Raw genomic sequence first — 20,206 nt, 5'->3', positions numbered from 1 at the left:
ACAGAGTTGCGTAACAGAACGGCCCCCGGAGACATCCGGGGGCCGTTTTGCCGTGGTGAGTGATCCGGTGGCGTCAGATCAACGCTTGGCCGCTTCGATCATCCGGGCGATTTCTGCGGGTTCGATACTGGGCGCGGCCTTGCCGTTGACGAAGAAGGTGGGGGTGCCTTGCAGTTTCAGGGCCGCCGCCGTGGTGTGGATGTCGGCGATGTGGCGGGTGGTCTCGGGGGCGGCCAAGGTCGCCTTGGCGCGGGCCAGGTCCACGCCGTGCTCGGCCAGGATGCGATCTATGGCTTGGGGCGTCAGGGCCCGCTCGCGCATCAGGGCGTCATAGACCTCGAGATACTTGCCCTGCTGGTGCGCGGCCAGGGCGGCGCGGGCGGCGTATTGCGAGGCGATGTCCTCGCCCCGGTCCAGGATGGGCCAGTCCTTGAAGACGAAACGGACGTCGGGGTGGGCCGCCATCAGAGCGCGGAACTGGGGCGCCACGGCCTTGCAGCCGGGGCAGCGGAAGTCGAAGAATTCGATCACCGTCACCTTGGCGTCGGCGGGGCCGAAGGCGGGATCGCGTGCATCAGGCGCCAACAGGCCGGCGTTGGCCGTGGCGGCGGCGTTGGTTTCCTCGACGCGGGCCTGCTCCGCCTTGGTCTGCAGCGCCAGGCTGGCCTCCTGCAGCACCTCGGGGTGTTTCAGCAGATAGGCGCGGACGTCGCCGCCTGATCCGCCGCCGAAATAGGGGGCGGAGGCCAGGCCGAGGGCCACGACCGATACGCCCAAGGCCACATAGCCGGCGGCGGCGCCGGTGAGGCGGCTGCTTTTAGCGGGCGGCAGGGGCCGGGGCTCAGGCGCGGGGGCGTCGTCGGTCATGAAGGCTCGCGGTCAGGATGGGTAGGGCGTCAGTTCAGCGTCGTCGGCTTACGCGCGGCGTCGCGGCGGTCGAGGTCCAGCAGATCGTCTGGCGTGGCCCCGGACGCCAGGACAATGTCCACGGCCCGGCGCCATTCCATGGAGTTGGGGTCCAGCATGCTGCGGGCGCGCAGGGCGAACTGGGTAGCCTCTCGTTCCTGGCCGGCGGCGAAATAATATTCGGCAGTGGCGAGTCGCGCCTCGCCCTCCTTGCCCTGGGCGGCGTAGGCCTGGCCCAGCAGACGCCATGCCATGGTGTTCTCGCGCTCGGCTACGGTGGCGTGCTTCAGCTGGTCGATGGCCTCGTCCAGGTTCTTGGGATCGTCGGTGCCGATCAGGGCGTGGGCCAGGTTGACACGCAGCAGGGGGGCGTCGGGCTTAAGCCGCACGGCCTCGCGGTGGGCGGCCACAGCCTCGATGGGACGGCCTTCTTCGAAGAAGATCTGGCCTTTCAGCTCGGCGAAATACGGGTTCTGCGGGTCTTCGGCGATCAGGGCGTCGACGGCGGCCAGCGCCTTGTCAGTCTGGCCGTCGCGGTACCAGGCAATGGCGCGGGCGTAGCGGCCGGGCAGACTGGCGTCGGTCGAAGGATAGGCGCGCAGGGTGGTGTTGGGCGGGTCCATGAAGGCGTGGATCTTGGCCAGGATCAGCGCGTGTTGGGCCATCCGTTCGGGACTGTCGCGATGATCATAGTGGGGCTGGTCCTGGACGTAGCGGCGCATGGACTCGATCCGCTGAGACGACAGGGGGTGGCTGCGGAAATAGGGGTAGCGACGGGCGTCGGAGAAGACTTCTTGGGCGCGGAAATTCTCAAAGAAGGAGACCAGGCCCGCCCCGGATTCGCCGGCGCCTTCCAGCGCCCGCGCGCCCGTCAGGTCGGCCTCGCCTTCCTGGCTCTGCATGTACTGAAGGGCGCCGATCGTGCCGAAATACTGGCTGGAGCCCAGCAAGGCCACGCCCGCGTCCGGCGCGCCGGCGGCAATAGCCAGGGCGCCCAGAGCCATGGTCATGAACATCGGCTGTTTGGCGGCGTTCTGGGCCCCGTCGCGCAAGGTGTGGCGGTTCTTGATATGGCCCGCCTCGTGCGCCATCACGCCCAACAGCTCGTTGGCGTTCTTGGTCCGCAGGATCAGGCCGGTGTTGACGCCCATGATCCGCCCGCGCGTGGCGAAGGCGTTCAGTTCGTTGTCATTGACCAGCAGGACTTCGACGTCCGCCGGGTTCAGCCCCATTGAGACGAAGACCGGGTCGGCCCAATCGCGGATGATCCCCTCGATCTCGGTGTCGCGGATCAGGCTCTGGGCCGAAGCCTGGCCGGCGGCGACGAGAGCTGCAAAGCCCACCGCCGCCGCCGTCAGAACGCGGGATGCGGATCGGGGAAGCCACGTCATGGCGTACTCCAAAAACGACCGGCCCCCCCCGCCAGCATCCTGACAGTCTAATCGTGACCGATCAGCGGCGCCACCATCCACGCTTCGGCTTTGCGGGCGGGGCGACGATCTGGTTGGGATCTTCGGCGATGATCGCCTGAACGTCGATCTCGGGCGTCGGAGCGACGAAAGGCTCGGCCAGGACGGCGGGCTGGGGCTCAGGCGCGACCGTAGGCTTGGGCTTCTCGACCGGAGCAACCTCGACCGGTTCGGCGGTCAGGGCTTCTTCGGGCGTGACGTCCAGTTCGACCGGGGCGCCTTCGACCGGCGCCTCGTTCGGCTCGATCGCAGTATCCGGGTGCGGTTCTACGTGAGCCTTGACCTCGACGGCCTCGGTTTCCGGCGCCGCCTGGATCACGGCCTCGGCGCTGGCCGACTTGCGGCGGACGCGACGACGCTGAGATTCCGGCGCGATGGAGGGGACGCCGGCCTCGACCGTATCTGTCGTCGGTTCGACGATCACGGCCATAGGCGTCTCGGGCGAGCCGTCAGGCGGCATGCCTTCGTTGGTGGCGCGGTTCTCGACCTTGATCTCCTGGGCCACGGCCTCGCCGCCACGACCCCGGCCGCGACGACGGCGGCGGCGCGAACGGCCGCCTTCCTCGCTGGCGCCGTCGGACGCCACGGCGTCTAGCCCTTCGACCTGGGCCTGGGCGGCCAGGGGACGCTCAGCGCGTTCCGGACGTTCGGCGCGCGGCTCGGGCCGTCCGGGGTTCAGCGGGTCGAACCAGACGTAAGGGTCGTCCAGCGACGGGGTGCGGCCACGGACCCAGGTATAGACGTCGCGCTCGCCGTCCTCGCGGACGCGGCGACCGCCACGGCGGCCACGGCGACGGCGGCGGCCGTTCTCGTCTTCCTCGTCGTCCGAGGCGTCGTCGAGGTTCAGCGTGTCGGCGGCGTCCGAGGTTTCGGCGATCTCGACGGTCTCCTCGTCGCGACGACCGCCACGGCGGCGACGATTGCGGCCACGGCCACGATCACGACCGCCCGTCTCGCTGCGTTCAGCCCGCTCGCGCGGCTCGTCGTCGTCGCTGTCCTCGCGATCCAGCGCCTCGACGTCGTCCTCATCATCGTCGCTGACGATCTCCTCGTCGTCGTCCTCATCCTCGTCTTCGTAAAGGGACGGGTCGAAGTCGTCGTCGAGGTTGGGCAGTTCGATCTCGGGCGCGACGAAGTCCTCGTTGGTCTCCGTGCGTTCGATATTGTGCTCGCCCTGGCCCAGGCTGTCGTCGATCTGGACGATGACGTTCAGGCCGCGGCGTTCCAGCAGCGACTGCAGATAGGCGCGCTTGTGGTTCAGGATATACAGGCCGACGGCGGTGCAGACCTTCAGCACCACGACGCCCGCGCCGTTCTTGCCGGCTTCGATATCGACCGCACGCAGGGTCATCAGGGCGGCGGATTCGGCGGAGCGGATTCGGCCGGTGCCCTGGCAGTGCGGGCAGGCCTCGGTGGCGCCCTCGATCACGCCCAGGCGACGGCGCTGGCGGCTGATCTCCATCAGGCCGAAAGGCGAGATCCGGCCCATCTGGATGCGGGCGCGGTCGGACGACAGAGCGTCCTTCAGCACGCGCTCGACGGCGCGGTTGTTCTTGCCCTCATCCATATCGATGAAGTCGATCACGACCAAGCCGGCGAGGTCGCGCAGGCGCAGCTGGCGGGCCGCTTCCTCGGCCGCTTCCATATTGGTCTTGAACGCCGTCTGTTCGACGTTGCGTTCCTTGGTGGCGCGGCCGGAGTTGACGTCGATGGCCACCAGGGCTTCGGTCTGGTTGATCACCAGATAGCCGCCCGACTTCAGCGGCACGACCGGCTGGTGGATCTGGGTTAGCAGTTCTTCGATGCCGTTGGCCGCAAACAGGGGCCGCGAGCCGCGATACAGGTGAACCTTTTTGGCCTGCGACGGCATCAGCACACGCATGAAGTCGCGCGCTTCCTTGAAGCCCTCGACGCCCTCGACCTGGATGCCGTCGAAGTCCTTGTCGAACATGTCGCGCACGGCGCGGCGGACCAGGTTCTCTTCCTCGTAGATGACCGACGGGGCGTGAGAGGCGAGGGTGGTCTCGCGGATCGTCTCCCACAGGCGCAGCAGATACTGATAGTCGCGCTTGATCTCAGCCTTGGTGCGCTTGGCGCCGGCCGTGCGGATGATCAGGCCCATGCCCTTGGGCACTTCCAGCGCTGCGACGGCGCTCTTCAGGCGGCGACGGTCCGAGGTATTGGTGATCTTGCGGCTGATGCCGCCGCCCTTGCCCGTATTGGGCATCAGGACGCAGTAGCGGCCGGCCAGTGACAGCCAGGTGGTCAAGGCCGCGCCCTTGGCGCCGCGTTCGTCCTTGACGACCTGTACCAACAGGATCTGGCGACGCTTGATGACGTCCTGGATCTTGTAGCGACGCATCAGGCGACGCTTCAGCCGCTCTTCATCGGCCAGGGCGGCTTCGGGATCGGCGTCGTCGTCGGATTCGCGACCCAGATCGTCGTCATCGTCATCGTCGTGCGCTTCGGCCATGATGGCTTCGCGGTCGGCGACCGGGATCTGGTAGTAGTCGGGGTGGATTTCGTTGAAGGCTAGGAAGCCGTGGCGATTGCCGCCGTACTCGACGAAGGCGGCCTGCAGACTGGGCTCTACGCGGGTAACCTTGGCGAGGTAGATGTTGCCGCGAAGCTGGCGCTTCGCCCGGGATTCGAAATCGAATTCCTCGATCTGGCGTCCGTCAACGATCGCGACCCGGGTTTCTTCCGGGTGGGCCGCGTCGATCAGCATGGTCTTTGACATGGAAAGTCTCTCTCTGGCGCGCGCAGGCCGACCGTCCCGGAACACCGGGAGGGGTCATGGCGGCTCGCCGAACGGGGGTAAGGGCCGGCGCACGCGACATCCCTTCGCCGGGAAGGGCGAAGCAGGCTTGATCAAGCCGTTGGGGAGCGCAGGCGGAAAGGCCCATGGAGGTCGTCGGTCCTGAACCGGGCGCGCCAATCCGTGGGGAAGGCCGCGACCCTGGTCCGCTCTTCGAACCACCGGCAGCGCCGGAACGGTTCTCGGATTGGTGAAAGTCAGCGCCGCGAGGAGGGCGCGCCGGGATTCGCAAAGGCGAAAAGGCGCGATCGGTTCGCGGACGGTTCACAGCATAGTCACGCTGTACGCGAATTAAAAGGTGTTCGGCCTTAACCCCCTGAATACGAGCCTCTGGCATTATGGGGTTCTAGTTTGCGTAGGATGGGTTCGACGGCGTTATGGGCGGTCGCTTTTTGACAGATGTGGTGCGCTGGGGCGCGAGGGAATGGGCGATGACCGCCTTGGCCTTCGTCGTCATATGCGCTGTGGCGCTGTTCGCGACGCGTGGTTTCGCCTGGGGCGCCCAGGGTGATGTCCTGGGAATTCGCTTCGGCGCCGATGGCGACCGCACCCGGGTGGTCATCGATCTGGACAAGTCGACGCAGGGGCGGGTGATCGACGCCGGCGCCGACGGCCGTGTCACCCTGGCCTTGAACGGCGTCGCGCCGGGCCGGGGTCTGAACGGCGGCGGGTCGGGCCTGGTCCGGTCTTATCAAGTCAGCGCGGCGGGCGGCGCCTCGCGCGTTCAGCTTGAGCTGGCGCGTGGAAGCGAGATCGAACGCCGCTTCCTGCTGCCGCCGGGCGACGGGGTGGCCCACTATCGTTACGTCGTGGATCTGAAGGCCGTGGGCGGGGCTGTGCCTGCGCCTCGAGCCGCGCCGCGTTCGACGCCGACGCCGCGTCGGGCTGAACGGCCGCTGATCGTCATTGACGCCGGCCATGGCGGACGCGACCCCGGCGCCAGCGGCGCCAAGATCAGCGAGAGCCAGGTCACGTTGGCCGCCGCACTGGCCCTTAAGGCCGAGCTCGAGCGGACCGGCCGTTATCGCGTGCGTTTGACGCGCGAAACCAACACCTATGTCGATCTGTACCGCCGCGTATCCATCGCGCGTCAGGCCGACGCCGACCTGTTCATCTCTCTGCACGCCGACGCAGGGAGCGATCCGGCCGTGCGTGGGGCCAGCGTCTATACTCTGTCCGAACAGGGCGCCGGCCGGGCGGTGCGTGAGTTCACGCGGACCGACAACTGGCACCGCGAATTGCACCTGCCGGGCCGCGATCCCTCGGTAGACCGGATCCTGCTGGACATGACCCAGCGCGCCACTCAGAATCGCTCGGCCCAGTTCGCGCGCGTCCTGCTGACCCATCTGGAAGGTTCGGACCATCCGCTGCTACGTCGTAGTCACCGCGATGCGGGCCTGGCTGTGCTGCTGGCGCCAGACGTGCCGGCGGTGTTGCTGGAAATGGGCTTCATCACCAATCCAGAGGACGAGCGGCTGCTGACGGACGAACGCGCCCGTCGTCGTCTGATGAAGTCGGTCGCCGACGGCATCGACCGTTATTTCCGCGAGCCGGCGGCCCCGCTGATGACCGCATCGAACGATGGAGCGGGACAGCCCTGAGGGCGCCCCGCTCGACCTGTTCGGGATCGGGCTTCAGGCGGCGATGACGCCAGCGTCTGTTCTTTGGGCGACCGGTGTTGACAGGCTTCGGATCGCAGCCCTTGGCGTTTCGATCCAACGTTCCAACATGGGGAGAACGTCCGGGCAGGTCTCCTGGTCGAACTTGCGCGCGAACAGGGATGGGCTGGCCTTCAACGCCGCCGTATCCGCGATCGTGTAAGTCCGCGGCCGCAACTTGATGTCGCCGTCTGGAATCCAGTCGATCATCCGCATGTCGTCGTTGACCATCGGCCCGTGGACATCGGTGTTCTTCATCACGGTCTGGAAGAAGCCCTCGTCGGCGATGAAGGTGTGGCGATAGAAGGCCTTGAACCGGTCCACCGCCTTGTCGTGGCAAACGAATTCACAGAAGCGCCGGCTGACCATCATCCACTGATTGCCGATATAGGGGGTCGCGCCGCGCAGGAACGGACGGCGCAGCAGGGTTCGGACAATGCCCTTGGGGCGCTCGAAGACCAGATTGCGCACCCGGTTCATGGTGTCGGGCCGGACCTTCTTCTGATCGACAGCGCGAATGAACTCCTGACCGGGATGGCGAGCCAGGAAGGCCTTGATCTCTGCCTGGGACTTGAGGGGGAAGTCCTGGCCACTCAGGTTGATGAACACCGACCAGTCGTCGCTCATTTCCAGTAGGCGTTTCATCCCACGCAATTCGGCGTCGATCAGGCTGTACCCGCCCCACAGGGCGCGGCGGCTCTCGATCACGGCGGCGTTGGCGTAGGGCGCCAGGAGGTCCCGAATCTGCTGTTCCAGCTCAGGGCCGGAGTTCCGATCCACGTGGACGACATACTGGTTCGCGGGGTCATAGACGGCTTCGAACAGGCGTTTGAACTGTTCGGGATAGCGGTGGACCAGGATCAGATAACCGATCATGCGTTTTCGCTCCCCTCGGATGAAAGAGAAAGCGCCGTCGCGACGTGCGTGACGGACAGCTCGATGAGCCATGTCATGGGGAAGGCTGGTTTCGCATGGTGGTCAAACCGGATCCGATCAACCGCCTGACGGCGGTTCGCGCCTCGGCGACCATCCTCCTATTTGGGAAGTCCTGGCGAAAACGCCATGGGCGAGAACGCGGCTCGGCCTCATTTGCCGGTCGGGCGGCTGTTAGGGTGGGTCTTTGAACAGGAAGACCGACCCGCATGAAAGAGAGCAAGGGCAAGACCAAGAAGGCGGCGCCGCCCAAGAAGAACGCGTCACAGCCCAGCCTGAAAAATCTGACGCCCGTGCCCGGGCGACCGTCGAAATAGGCGCGACGCCGCCTTAGGCCAGTCCGGCCTTCTTCAACGTCTTCCAGGCCTTGATCACGCGTTGAAGCTTGGCCTCGGCGCCGCGGTCGCCACCGTTGGTGTCGGGGTGAAACCGTTTCAGCAGGTCGTGGTACTGGGCCTTGATCTTGACCTTGTCGGCGCCGGGGTCGAGATCCAGGTCGGCCAGGGCGGCGCGTTCCAGCTTGCCGATTCGGCGGTCCTCGGTCGGCGATTGCGGCGCCTGGTCGCCCCGGCGGCCGAACAGGCCGAAGCTGTCGCGCCAGGAGCCGGCACCGGTGTTGTTGGCCGTGCCCATCTTGGCGGAGAAGGCGGCGGCTTCGCGCGTGAACTTGCCGGCTTGCATCTCCCAGGTCGGGCGGCCGCCGGTCATGGCTTCGTTCTCCTGAAGAGTACGGACCTCGCCCTCGCTCATGCCGGCATAGAAGTTCCAGCCCTTGTTGTACTCGCCCGCGTGGGCCTGGCAGAATTCGTAAAAGTCGTTCAGCCGCTCGCGCGACTTGGGGGCCTTGGCCGTTGCGGCCTTGCGGCAGTCAGGCCATTGGCAGGGTTTTTCGCCGGGCTTGAGGTGCAGGACGTCGGCCTTGGCGGCTTCCTCCTCGGCCTTCGGCGGTTTCACCCGGATGTCGGTGAAGCGCGGCTTGTATTGAAAGAAGGCGGACATCACACGAAGTGTAGTGCGGATTTGGACCTCTTCAAGGAAACGATCATGTCAGACGGCCCCGTGGCGAAGATTATCCGCGAAAAACTGAGCGCCGCGCTATCGCCGCAACGGCTGGAGATCGAGGACGACAGCTGGCGGCACGCCGGCCATCACCATGAGGGCGGCATGGACGCCCAGCCGGGAGGGGAAACCCACTTCAATCTGACGGTCGTGTCCGCCGCGTTCGAGGGGCAGTCCAGGGTGCTGCGGCAAAGAACGGTCAACGGACTGCTTAGGGATGAACTGGCGGGGCCGATTCACGCCCTGTCGATCAAGGCGCTCGCGCCGAGTGAGATTGTCCACAGTGCGTGATTGCGCAAAAACCAGCGTTCACTCCGTCTTAGAACCTTCGCCCTAGCGTCATGCGACCAAACAGAACGTGGGGACGGCTGGGACATGGTGGAATCTGACGGGGTGGCCAAGGCCTTTGCCGGTGATCGACGCGCGGGCGACCCCGCCCAGGCCCTGACGGCGATCCTGCAGACGCAGTATCTGCGCTACATCATCATCGCCACCTGGGCCCTGGGTTTGCTGGGGACTGTGGCATGGTGGCAGGCGATGCTGTGGTTCGTCATCACAGTCGCGGCTGGTTCCATCCGTGGCGTCGTCGAACATAAGCTGAGCCACAGGGTTGATGTCGGTTGGGGCATGGTTTTCCCCGCCGTCGGCGCCGCTACGACCGCGGCATGGGCCATCGCCCCATTGATGGCCTGGTTCTCCGACGCTGCGTTTGGCCGTCCACTCGCCATTGCCCTGATCATTTCGGGCTTCGTGCTGGTCTTCGCCCAGTTACGCAGTTCGCCTCGTCAGGCCATGATTATCTCGTCGCCCTATGCCGGCGCAGCGGGGATAATCCTGCTCAGCCTGTGGGGCAAGCCCGAGTTCTGGTCGATGCTGGCGGTGTTGCCATTCACGGCGGCATGTCTGTTCGTTCTCGTCACCATGACCATGCTGAGGGAAGGGCGGATTGACGCCTTCCAGGCCCATCAGGCCCATCTGATCGAGGAGTTGGAGGCGGCGCGTGACAAGGCGAACGCTGCTAATGACGCCAAGTCGAACTTCCTGGGCGTCATTTCGCATGAACTCCGCACCCCGATGAACGGGGTTCTGGGCGCCGCCCAGTTGCTCAGCGCGACCCGTCTCGAAGGTGCGCAGCGCGAATATCTGTCGATCATCCGCAATTCGGGCGACAATCTTCTGTCGCTGCTGAACGACATCCTCGACATGACCAAGATCGAGGCAGGCAAGATGACCTTCGAGGTCGTCGATGTCGTCGTGGAGGATCTGCAGCGCCGGATCACCGGTCCGTTCGAAGCCCAGGCCGAGGCCAAGGGCCTGACCTTCGTTTCAGAATGGGAAGGCGAAATCCCCTCGGTCGTGCGCGGCGATCCCCTGCGAGTTTGCCAGGTGGTGCAGAACCTTCTGTCCAATGCGGTCAAGTTCACGGACGTCGGCGAGATTCGCTACGTGGTTCGAGGGCATCGCATTTCCGACCGTAGGGTTGGTTTCGAGTTTTCCGTAAAAGACAGCGGCGCGGGCATATCGCCGGCCGATCTTGAGCGGCTGTTCCAACCCTTTACCCAGGTCGATGCGTCCTCGACGCGCCGGTTCGGCGGCACCGGGCTGGGCCTTACCATTGCACGGCGAATGGCCAACATCATGCACGGCGACATCGCTGTGACCTCGACGGTCGGCGAGGGCTCATGCTTCACCCTGACTGTGGAAGCGGACGTCGTGGAATGGGCCCGTCCCGCAGCCGCCGAAGTCATCGAGGCCCCGGCTGAATGTGTCGAGCGCCTGCGGGTGCTGGTGGTTGAGGACCACCCGGTCAACCGCATGATCCTGGAAGCCTGGATGAGCACAGCGTCTCATGTCACCGTTACGGCGGAGGACGGCCGGCTGGCTGTCGAGGCGGCGCAGACGCAGCCGTTCGACCTGATCATCATGGACGTCAATATGCCGGTGATGGACGGCCTGACGGCGACTCGCCTGATCCGGGAGGGCGGAGGAGCGAACGCCGAGACGCCGATTGTCGTGCTGTCCGCCTCGGCCCGCAAAGAAGACCATCAGGCGGGGTTGAACGCCGGTGCGGACGCCTATCTGACCAAACCCATCGATTTCGGCGCCCTTGCTGAAATGATGTGCCGCGTCCCCGGCGGAAGAGAAGCCGTGGGCCGTTCAGGCTCGAGCACGGAGCAGTCGGTCGCCGCCTGATTGAGGCCGAAACCCGGTCCTGGTCTGAACGGGAGGCGACCCGGACGGTTCAGCCCAGCCTCAGTCGTGGATCTTCATAGTGCGGGCAAGTCGAATGGTTCGACCGCAGATGGAGACATCACGATGAAGAAGATCCTCACCGCCACTATGGCCGCGGTTCTGGCCACCACAACACTCGGCGCGGCCGGCGCCGCATCGGCACAGTCCCGCGATGATCGTCGCTATGAGCAGCGTCAGGACAGACGCGACGATAGGCGAGATGATCGTCGTGACGAGCGGCGCGACTATCGCCAGGAGCAGCGCCAGGAAGCGCGTCAGGATCAGCGTGCTTATGCGCGCTGGCAGCAGGCCCAGCGCCGCTACAATGCGCCGCGGTATGCGCCTCCCCGGGGTTATACGGTCCGGACTTGGAGCTACGGCCAGCGGATGCCGTCCTACTATCGCACCAACGCCTATGTGGTGAACGACTACGGCCGTTACGGTCTGCGCGCGCCGCCGCGCGGCTATCAATATGTCCGCAGCGGAAACGATGTGGTGCTGGCGGCGGTCGCCGGCGGTCTGATCACCGCCGTTATCGCCGGTCTTTTCAACTGATCCTGGTCTGATCGAAGACGCCCCGAAGGGAAACCTCCGGGGCGTTTTTCGTTCTGGGTGACGGCGACGCTGCGGACGCCCAAGATGGACCATCATGCGCGCTTTCGCCGAGCTTCTGGATCGTCTGTCGCTGACCGCATCGCGGAACGCCAAACTGGTGCTGCTCAGGGATTACCTCAGGGCGACCCCCGATCCTGACCGGGGCTGGGCCTTAGCGGCCTTGACCGGGGACCTGACCTTCGACGCGGCCAAGCCCGCCATGATCCGAAAGGCGGTCGAGGCGCGGGTGGACGGGGTGCTGTTCGGTTGGTCCTATGACTATGTCGGCGATCTGGCGGAGACGGTCGCCCTGATATGGCCGGCTCCGCCCGACCTAAGGCCAAACCGCGAGCCGGAACTGGCGGAGGTGGTTGAGGCTTTGCGCACGGCAGGCCGGTCCGAGGTCAAGGGACTGCTGGAGGGCTGGCTGGACACGCTGGAGCCGAAGGGCCGTTGGGCGCTGCTGAAGCTGATGACCGGCGGCCTGCGCGTCGGCTTGTCGGCGCGGCTCGCCAAGACGGCGGCGGCGATGATCCGGCCCGCGGAAATTACCGTTGCTCCCTCCCCGGATGGGGCCGAGGCGACTGTGGTTCTCGATCCGGTCGATGTCTCGGCCATCGAGGAGGTCTGGCATGCGGTCCCGCCACCCTATGGCGACCTGTTCGCCTGGCTGGAGGGCAGGGCGGAACGGCCCAGCCCGGATGCGCCGGGACGTTTCCGGCCGGTGATGCTGGCGGTCGCTGTGGACGAGGCGGTCGATTTTCCGAAGATGAACCCGGACGACTATGCCGCGGAATGGAAGTGGGACGGCATCCGCGTTCAGGCTGTGGTCGAGGGCGATGTTCGCAAGCTCTGGTCCCGCACCGGCGATGAAATATCTGCCGCCTTTCCTGATGTGGTTGAGGCGCTGACCTTCGAAGGCGCGCTGGACGGCGAACTGGTGGTCTGGCGCGAAGGCGTGATCGCGCCTTTTGGCGATCTGCAGCAGCGGCTGAACCGCAAGACGGTTGACGCCAAGGCCATGGCGGCCTTCCCGGCGGCGGTGGTCGCCTACGACATCCTGGCCGAGGGGGCCGAAGACCTGCGGGCCTTGCCTTTGCGGGCTCGGCGGGCGCGCCTCGAGGCGCTGGTCCAGGGGCATTCCGGAACGCGCCTACACCTGTCGCCCCTTGTGCCTTATCAAGACTGGGCGAAGCTGGCCGGGCTGCGGGCCGATCCGCCGGTCGGGGCGGCGGCCGAAGGCCTGATGCTGAAGCGTTGGGACAGTCCCTATCTGGCGGGACGTCCCAAGGGGCCGTGGTTCAAATGGAAACGCGATCCTCACGTCATTGATGCCGTGCTGATGTACGCCCAGCGGGGGCACGGCAAACGATCCAGTTTTTATTCCGACTACACCTTCGGCGTCTGGACCCCGGAGGGCGCGCTGACTCCGGTGGGCAAGGCCTATTTCGGGTTCACCGATGAGGAACTGAAGCAGCTGGACAAGTTCGTGCGGGACCACACGGTCGAACGGTTCGGACCGGTGCGATCCGTTCGGGCCGCGCGCGACTTCGGCCTAGTTCTGGAGATCGCCTTCGAAGGCTTGCAGAGATCGACACGTCATAAGTCAGGCGTCGCCATGCGCTTTCCGCGGGTCAGCCGGATCCGCTGGGACAAGCCCGCGCGCGAAGCGAACACGATAGAGGACGTGATGGATCTGCTCGACGCCATAGAGGGCGGCGGCGGCCGGATCGCCAAGGCCTGAGGTTTAGTCCGGGCGAACGACCATACAGGTGACGCGGCGTTCGGACAGGGCGTCGCAAGCGGCCTTGGCGGCGTCCTCGGTGAGACCCGTGAAGCGCGACCGGTACCAGTCGCCGGCCGTCTGCACATTGCGTTCGGCGCTGGCGAACTGGGTGCGGAAGCGGCGATTGACCTCGGTCAGCCAGTCCGTGGCGACTTTCTCATCCCTAAAGGCGCCGACCTGGACCGCCCAGCGGCCGGCGGGGCGGGCGGTGCGGGCCGGCTCGCGTGCGGGCGGGAGCGTCGCGCGGCGCGGAGTGGTGGAGGCGGCCACCGCGGCGCCGGTGGGGGCCCCGTTCAGAGAAGCGGTCACATTGGCGGGTGCGCGCTGGGTCGTTCCGGCCGCCTGGGCCGTGGCCGCCGCACGCTGGCTGGCGGCGGCGCTGCGTTCGGACGGGAAGGGGGTGACCCGTGTGGGCAGAACCGTCGGCGCCGCAGCCGCCGTATAGGCGACGGCGCTGGATTCCGCCCCCATGCCGTCCTCGTCGTCATTGGCGAGCGAAGCATAGGCGATCGGCGCGCTGGTCTCGCCCAGGCCGAAGCCGCGTTGCTCGAAGAAGGACTGGGCGATCTGAATATTTTCGCCCTGGCTGCGGCGGCGCTCGACCTCGAAGCCCGTGTCCATCAGCTCCGCGACATGGGCGTTGCGGCTGGCGCTGGAGCGACCGCCCAGCACGATCGTGATCAGGCGACGGCCGTCGCGCACCGCCGAGGCCGCCAGATTGTAGCCCGAGGCGTTGGTGTAGCCGGTCTTCATGCCGTCATAGCCGTTTCCGGTCGGCAACAGGCCGTTGGTATTGCGATAGTTGCGACCGTTGTAGGCCCAGTCGTGCAGGCCGAAATAGCTGTAATACTGGGGGAAGTCCCGCATGATGGCCCGCGCCAGGATGGCCTGGTCGCGCGCCGTCGTGACCTGCCGTGCGTCGGGCAGGCCATTGGCGGTGTAGTAGCGGGTCTGGCTCATGCCCAACTGCGACGCCTTCTGGGTCATCAAGGTGGTGAAACGGGCTTCCGACCCGCCGACATGTTCGGCGATGACGACGGCCATGTCGTTGGCGGACCGCACGGCTGTGGCGCGCATGGCGTCGTCTAGGGTGATGGTCTGGCCCGCCGCCAGTCCCAGTTTGGACGGCGGTTCCGAAGCCGCTCGTGAGGACACGGTCAGAACGTCTTCCGCCTTGACCTTGCCCTGAGAGAGAGCCTCGAAGGCCAGATACAAGGTCATCATCTTGGTCAGGGACGCCGGATAGCGGCGGCTGTCGGCGTGGCGTGCAAACAGGACTTCGCCCGAGGCGGCGTCGATGACAATGGCGGCGTAGCGGCTGTTTTCCTGCGACTGCGCCTCGATCGAACGGACGTTGGCGCCCAGGGCTATGGAAAGCGCGAGCAGGGCGAATAGGCCACGACGGACGAAGGAAATCATGGGCGGTTACGACCCTCGCTTGAACTCAGGGTGCGACAGGCCCCCCGGCCGACGCGATTGAAGACCTAACATAAGAACGTGGGGTTTCATGGTGGTTAACCGGTCGTCAACGCGAATTTGAAGCGGAGAACGGGGTTATCGTTGTTCATATGTTGCGGCGCACAAAATTAACTTGATTGGTCTTCGCGCTTGCAGCATAAAGCGGCCGAACGAGGTTCGCCTCGTGATTGAATGCCGCCGTGCCTTATTCCCCTGCAGGCTCATAACTCTGGAGACACGACCATGGCCGACAGCGCCGAAACCGTGAAGAAGACCGTCGAGCAGACCGCCGCCAAGGCGAAAGCCCAGGCTGAGACCTTCCAAGTCGCCGGCGCCAAGGCGCTTCGCGAAGGCATCGACAAGTCGGTGGCCTCGCTGAGCGAGTTGAACGCCCACGGCAAGAAGAACCTGGACGCCATGGTCGAGTCGGCCACGGTCGCTCAAAAGGGCGCAGAAGCCCTTTCGCAGCAGGCTCTGGGCTTCGCCAAGACATCCTGGGAAGACGGCGTGGCCGCCAGCAAGGAACTCTCGACGGCCCGCTCTGTGCAGGAGTTCTTCGAGCTCCAGACTAACTGGGCCAAGAAGTCCATGGAACGCTACATGTCCGAGCTGACCAAGACGAACGAGATCCTGACTTCGACGGTTAAGGACAGCCTGAAGCCGATCAACGAACGGGTGACCGAGTCGGTCGAGACCTTCCAGGCCGCCCGCTGATCGCCGCATCGCCGACTATCTGAAAAGCCCCGGGGTTCGCCCCGGGGCTTTTTTCATTTTGGCGACAGGGGTTTGGGTTTCACGAAACCTGTGACTGGACGCCGCTTCAATTCAGGCCATCATTCCCTATCTGATAGCCAAGACGACTCCCCGATTACGGAATACGAATGCCCATACAAAGGCCCGGTGAAACCGGGGGCGGCGCAGGCGCCGCCACCATCACTGAAACAAAGCCGAAGCTTCAGAAGCCCTCGTTGTACCGGGTGCTGATCCTGAACGACGACTACACGCCGATGGAATTCGTCGTCTATGTGCTGGAGCGGTTCTTCCAAAAGAGCCGGGAAGAAGCCACCCGCGTCATGCTGCATGTGCATCAGCACGGCGTGGGGGTGTGCGGCGTCTTCACCTACGAGGTCGCCGAGACCAAGGTCGCGCAGGTCATCGAAACCGCGCGCCGCCACCAGCACCCGCTGCAATGCACGATGGAAAAGGACTGAGAGGAACCTTCCGATGCCTTCATTTTCCCGTCCTCTCGAAGAAACCCTGCACCGCGCCGTCGGCTACGCCAACGCGCGCCGGCATGAGTATGCGACGCTTGAGCACCTCTTGCTCGCGCTGATCGACGATCCTGATGCGTCAGGCGTCATGCGCGCCTGCAACGTGGATTTGACCGCCCTGAAGGCGGCGCTGACCCTCTATGTCGACAATGATCTCGCCGCCCTGGCCACGGCTGACGGCGAGGACGCCAAGCCCACGGCTGGATTCCAGCGGGTCATCCAGCGCGCCGTGATACATGTTCAGTCTTCCGGTCGCGAGGACGTCTCCGGCGCCAATGTGCTGGTCGCCATCTTCTCCGAGCGCGAAAGCCACGCCGCCTACTTCCTGCAGGAGCAGGACATGACCCGCTATGATGCGGTCAACTTCATCGCCCACGGCATCGCCAAGAAGGCGGGGGCGGCCGAGACCCGTCCGGCAAAGGGATCTTCGCCCGAAGAAACCGAGGACGCCACGGCCGTTAAATCCGGCGGCGAAGCGCTGGAAGCCTATTGCGTCGACCTCAACGAGAAGTCGCGCCAGGGCAAGGTCGATCCCCTGATCGGTCGTCAGGCCGAGGTCGAACGTTCGATCCAGATCCTGTGCCGGCGGACCAAGAACAACCCGCTTCTGGTCGGCGATCCAGGCGTCGGCAAGACTGCGATCGCCGAGGGCCTGGCCCGCAAGATCGTCAACGGCGAGGTGCCCGACGTCCTCAAGGACGCCACCATCTATTCGCTGGACATGGGCGCCCTGCTGGCCGGTACGCGCTATCGCGGCGACTTTGAGGAACGCCTGAAACAGGTGGTCAAGGAGTTGGAGAACCACGAAAACGCCGTGCTCTTCATCGACGAAATCCACACGGTGATCGGCGCCGGCGCGACCTCGGGCGGCGCCATGGACGCCTCGAACCTGCTGAAGCCGGCCCTGGCTTCGGGTTCACTGCGGTGCATGGGTTCGACGACCTACAAGGAATATCGCCAACACTTCGAGAAGGATCGCGCCCTGGTGCGTCGCTTCCAGAAGATCGACGTCAACGAGCCGACGGTCGAGGATACGGTGAAGATCCTGAAGGGTCTGAAGACCTATTATGAGCAGCACCACAAGGTCCGCTACACCGACAGCGCCATCCGCACGGCCGTCGATCTGTCGGCCCGGTATATGACCGACCGCAAACTGCCGGACAAGGCGATCGACGTGATCGACGAGGCCGGTGCGTCGCAAATGCTGGTGGTCGAGTCCAAGCGCAAGAAGGTCATCGGTCAGAAGGAGATCGAGACCGTCATCGCCAAGATGGCTCGGATCCCGGCCAAGTCGGTGTCCAAGTCCGACACCGAGAGCCTGCGCGAGCTGGAAGTTGATCTGAAACGGGCCGTCTTCGGTCAGGAACAGGCCATTGAACAGGTGTCGGCGGCCATGAAGCTGGCGCGAGCGGGTCTGCGCGATCCGAACAAGCCGATCGGCAGCTTCCTGTTCAGCGGTCCGACCGGCGTGGGCAAGACCGAGGTCGCCAAGCAGCTCTCGGCCACCCTGGGCATCGAGATGCAACGGTTCGACATGTCGGAATATATGGAGCGCCACACGGTCAGCCGTCTGATCGGGGCCCCTCCGGGTTATGTCGGCCATGACCAGGGCGGGCTTCTGACGGACGCCGTCGATCAGCACCCGCACTCGGTGGTGCTGCTGGACGAGATCGAGAAGGCGCACCCGGACGTCTACAACATCCTGTTGCAGGTGATGGACAACGGCATGCTGACCGATGCGGTCGGCAAGAAGGTCGATTTCAGGAACGTCATCCTGATCATGACGACCAACGCCGGCGCCGCCGACAATGCCCGCGCCTCCATCGGTTTCGGCCGGGGCAAGGTCGAGGGCGAGGACGACAAGGCCATCCAGCGCCTGTTCGCGCCGGAGTTCCGCAACCGTCTGGACGCCATCGTGGCCTTCAAGCCGCTGCAGGCCGACACGATCCGTTCGGTCGTGACGAAGTTCATCCTTCAGCTGGAGGCCCAGCTGGCGGATCGCAACATCACCATCGAGCTGACCGACGAGGCGGCCGACTGGCTCGCCAAGAACGGCTTCGACGAACTGTACGGCGCGCGTCCTCTGGCGCGGGTCATCCAGGACTCGATCAAGAAGCCGCTGGCCGACGACATCCTGTTCGGGCGTCTGACTCGCGGCGGGCACGTCAAGGTCCAGCTGAAGGACGGCAAGATCGACTTCGACATCAAGAGCGCGACAGGCGTTACTGCCAAGTCCGAGGAAGAAGAGACGGCCTGATCAGGCCTGATCCAAGACGAGTAGAAGGCCCGGGTGGAGACGCCCGGGCCTTTTTTCATGCGCGCGGCGCGCGACGACGGCATACTGGGCCGATGGGGCAGGGGAAACAGATCGATGAGGCGCAGGCCTTGCTCGCCGAGGCGGAGCAGCGGCTGGCGGACTGGGACCTGCACGGGGCCTTTGCGGCCTACAAGGCGTGCCTCAAAGCGGCGCCGGGGTTCGCGCCTGGACTAGCGGGGATGGGCTTGTTCCTGGCCGACCACGGCGATCCCGGAACGGCGGCTCAACTGCTGAGCCAGGCGATGGCGGAAGGGGATGCGGCCGTGCGATTGCGGGTCTTTCCGGCGTTCGCGCGCCTGCTGGAAGGGCTAAAGCCCAGCGCCTGGGATCCGGCGCTGGGCCGCGATCTGCTCGTTTGTCTGACCTCGCCCACCGTAGATCCGCAGACCCTGGCGCGCGTCACGGCGGAGACCCTGCTGTTAAAACAGGGGCGGTTCGACGGAACGGCGGTGATGCTGCAGGCCATGGCACGTGACCCCTTGTGGCTGGCCTTCCTGTCGCGGTGCGTGAACGTCAGCGCCGCCATGGAGATACGTCTCGACGCAGTGCGGACGGCGGTGGTCGAGGCGGCCGACGCATTTGAATCTCCTGTCGGAGACCTGGTCGCCGCCCTTGGGATCAGCGGCTTCGCATCCGAATATGTTGCACCGGTACAGGCAACTGATGGCGCGGTCGCCATGCTGTTCCGGTCGCCCACCCTGTCGGAGGCCACGGCCTTGGGCGAGGGTGAGATCCAGGCTCAACTGATCCGCCGTGCCATTGACGAACCCGCGCGGGAGCGCGCCCTGGCCCAGTCCGTGCAGGCTTTGACGCCCGACGGCGCCGACGCCGTGTCCGAAGCGGTGAAGGATCAGTACGAAGCGAACCCCTATCCGCGCTGGTCTGCGCCTCCCGCGCCTACGCCGCGAAGACTCTCAGATGCGATCGCGGCCCTGCCGGCGCTTGATGGCAAGGCCTTCGGCGGGCGGGCGGAGGCTGTCCTGGTCGCGGGTTGCGGCACAGGATTTGAGCCTATCGACATGGCGCGGATGGACCCCTCGCTGGCGATTACCGCCATGGACCTGAGCCGCGCCAGCCTGGCCCACGGCATGCGTGTGGCGAAAGACCTCGGGCTGACGCGGGTGCAGTTCGTCCAGGGCGACATCCTCGCGTTGGACAAGGTGCAATCGTGGTTCGACGTCGTCACCAGTACGGGCGTGATCCACCATATGGCGCGGCCTGAGCATGGGCTGGCGCGGCTGGCGGGGGTTTTGCGGCCGGGCGGCGTGTTACGGCTGGGCCTTTACAGCGAGCGGGCGCGGGCGGTGGTGAGGGCGGCGCATGATCTGATCCGGGAGCGGGGCTGGACGCCGGTCGAGGCGGACATTCGGGCGTTTCGCGCCCATGTCCTGGCCCTGCCGGAGGGCGAGCCTTTGGCCGCACTGAAGGAGAGCGCCGACTTCTACAGTCTCAGCGGCTGTCGCGACCTGGTCTTCCATGTTCAGGAGCATCGTTACACGCCGCCCCAACTCGGCGAACTGATGGCCGGAGCCGGGCTTCGACTGGTCGGGTTCGAGGCGTCGCCCGAGGCGAGGGCGGCGTTTGCAGGGGCGTTCGGGCCTGCCGATCCGCTGGACCTCGGCCTGTGGGACCAACTGGAGGAGCGACGGCCCGAGCTGTTCGCCGGCATGTATCATCTCTGGGCGCAGAAGCCGGCCTGAGGAGG

15 protein-coding genes are annotated in these 20,206 nt (G+C 65.5%); 9 read left to right on the top strand and 6 right to left on the bottom strand.

Annotated elements, in window-relative coordinates:
* Positions 1-78 precede the first annotated feature (78 nt).
* The 3 genes from PKE72_RS17410 to PKE72_RS17400 form a co-directional block, all read right to left on the bottom strand.
* Entirely contained in the window at positions 79-867 is a 789-nt protein-coding gene (locus PKE72_RS17410) for a DsbA family protein (RefSeq protein ID WP_271166613.1), read from the bottom strand.
* A 29-nt stretch (positions 868-896) separates the two neighbouring features.
* Entirely contained in the window at positions 897-2,297 is a 1,401-nt protein-coding gene (locus PKE72_RS17405) for a M48 family metalloprotease (protein WP_271166612.1), read from the bottom strand.
* A gap of 61 nt (positions 2,298-2,358) precedes the next feature.
* Entirely contained in the window at positions 2,359-5,115 is a 2,757-nt protein-coding gene (locus PKE72_RS17400) for an Rne/Rng family ribonuclease (RefSeq protein ID WP_271166611.1), read from the bottom strand.
* Between the two features lie 509 nt (positions 5,116-5,624).
* On the opposite strand from PKE72_RS17400, the gene PKE72_RS17395 reads away from it, so the two are divergent.
* Entirely contained in the window at positions 5,625-6,794 is a 1,170-nt protein-coding gene (locus PKE72_RS17395; RefSeq protein ID WP_271166610.1) for an N-acetylmuramoyl-L-alanine amidase family protein, read from the top strand.
* Positions 6,795-6,827: 33 nt separating this feature from the next.
* On the opposite strand, the gene PKE72_RS17390 is transcribed toward PKE72_RS17395, so the two are convergent.
* Both PKE72_RS17390 and PKE72_RS17385 read right to left on the bottom strand, forming a co-directional pair.
* The gene (locus PKE72_RS17390) at positions 6,828-7,727 is read right to left on the bottom strand and encodes a beta-1,6-N-acetylglucosaminyltransferase (RefSeq protein WP_271166609.1); all 900 of its coding nucleotides are present in this window, start codon (positions 7,725-7,727) and stop codon (positions 6,828-6,830) included.
* A 387-nt stretch (positions 7,728-8,114) separates the two neighbouring features.
* Entirely contained in the window at positions 8,115-8,783 is a 669-nt protein-coding gene (locus tag PKE72_RS17385; RefSeq protein ID WP_271166608.1) for a J domain-containing protein, read from the bottom strand.
* A 45-nt stretch (positions 8,784-8,828) separates the two neighbouring features.
* Between PKE72_RS17385 and PKE72_RS17380 the strand changes: the two genes are divergently transcribed.
* From PKE72_RS17380 to PKE72_RS17365, 4 genes are all read left to right on the top strand, one after another.
* Positions 8,829-9,134, top strand: coding sequence for a BolA family protein (locus PKE72_RS17380; protein ID WP_271166607.1), 306 nt, complete (start codon positions 8,829-8,831; stop codon positions 9,132-9,134).
* A gap of 84 nt (positions 9,135-9,218) precedes the next feature.
* Positions 9,219-11,036, top strand: coding sequence for a response regulator (locus PKE72_RS17375; RefSeq protein WP_271166606.1), 1,818 nt, complete (start codon positions 9,219-9,221; stop codon positions 11,034-11,036).
* Between the two features lie 123 nt (positions 11,037-11,159).
* A complete protein-coding gene (locus tag PKE72_RS17370) occupies positions 11,160-11,630 on the top strand; it encodes an RcnB family protein (RefSeq protein WP_271166605.1) in 471 nt (156 codons plus the stop codon).
* A gap of 94 nt (positions 11,631-11,724) precedes the next feature.
* Positions 11,725-13,413, top strand: coding sequence for a cisplatin damage response ATP-dependent DNA ligase (locus tag PKE72_RS17365; RefSeq protein WP_271166604.1), 1,689 nt, complete (start codon positions 11,725-11,727; stop codon positions 13,411-13,413).
* Positions 13,414-13,416: 3 nt separating this feature from the next.
* On the opposite strand, the gene PKE72_RS17360 is transcribed toward PKE72_RS17365, so the two are convergent.
* Positions 13,417-14,874 carry a serine hydrolase gene (locus PKE72_RS17360; protein ID WP_271166603.1) on the bottom strand — a complete coding sequence of 486 codons (1,458 nt, stop codon included), beginning with the start codon at positions 14,872-14,874 and terminating at the stop codon, positions 13,417-13,419.
* A gap of 282 nt (positions 14,875-15,156) precedes the next feature.
* Here PKE72_RS17360 and PKE72_RS17355 point away from each other — a divergent pair, with 282 nt between their 5' ends.
* The 4 genes from PKE72_RS17355 (at position 15,157) to PKE72_RS17340 (ending at position 20,201) form a co-directional block, all read left to right on the top strand.
* Entirely contained in the window at positions 15,157-15,627 is a 471-nt protein-coding gene (locus PKE72_RS17355) for a phasin family protein (RefSeq protein WP_271166602.1), read from the top strand.
* A 167-nt stretch (positions 15,628-15,794) separates the two neighbouring features.
* A complete protein-coding gene (clpS, locus tag PKE72_RS17350) occupies positions 15,795-16,124 on the top strand; it encodes an ATP-dependent Clp protease adapter ClpS (protein ID WP_267516200.1) in 330 nt (109 codons plus the stop codon).
* Positions 16,125-16,137: 13 nt separating this feature from the next.
* Positions 16,138-18,441: an ATP-dependent Clp protease ATP-binding subunit ClpA gene (clpA, locus tag PKE72_RS17345; RefSeq protein ID WP_271166601.1), complete on the top strand. Its 2,304-nt coding sequence runs from the start codon at positions 16,138-16,140 to the stop codon at positions 18,439-18,441.
* 92 nt (positions 18,442-18,533) lie between these two features.
* Positions 18,534-20,201 (top strand): class I SAM-dependent methyltransferase, encoded by a 1,668-nt coding sequence (locus tag PKE72_RS17340; protein ID WP_271166600.1) that lies wholly within the window; start codon positions 18,534-18,536, stop codon positions 20,199-20,201.
* Positions 20,202-20,206 lie beyond the last annotated feature (5 nt).

The sequence above is a fragment of the Brevundimonas intermedia genome, assembly GCF_027922165.1.
Taxonomy (GTDB): domain Bacteria; phylum Pseudomonadota; class Alphaproteobacteria; order Caulobacterales; family Caulobacteraceae; genus Brevundimonas; species Brevundimonas intermedia.
This window is presented reverse-complemented; position numbering and strand designations above follow the sequence as displayed.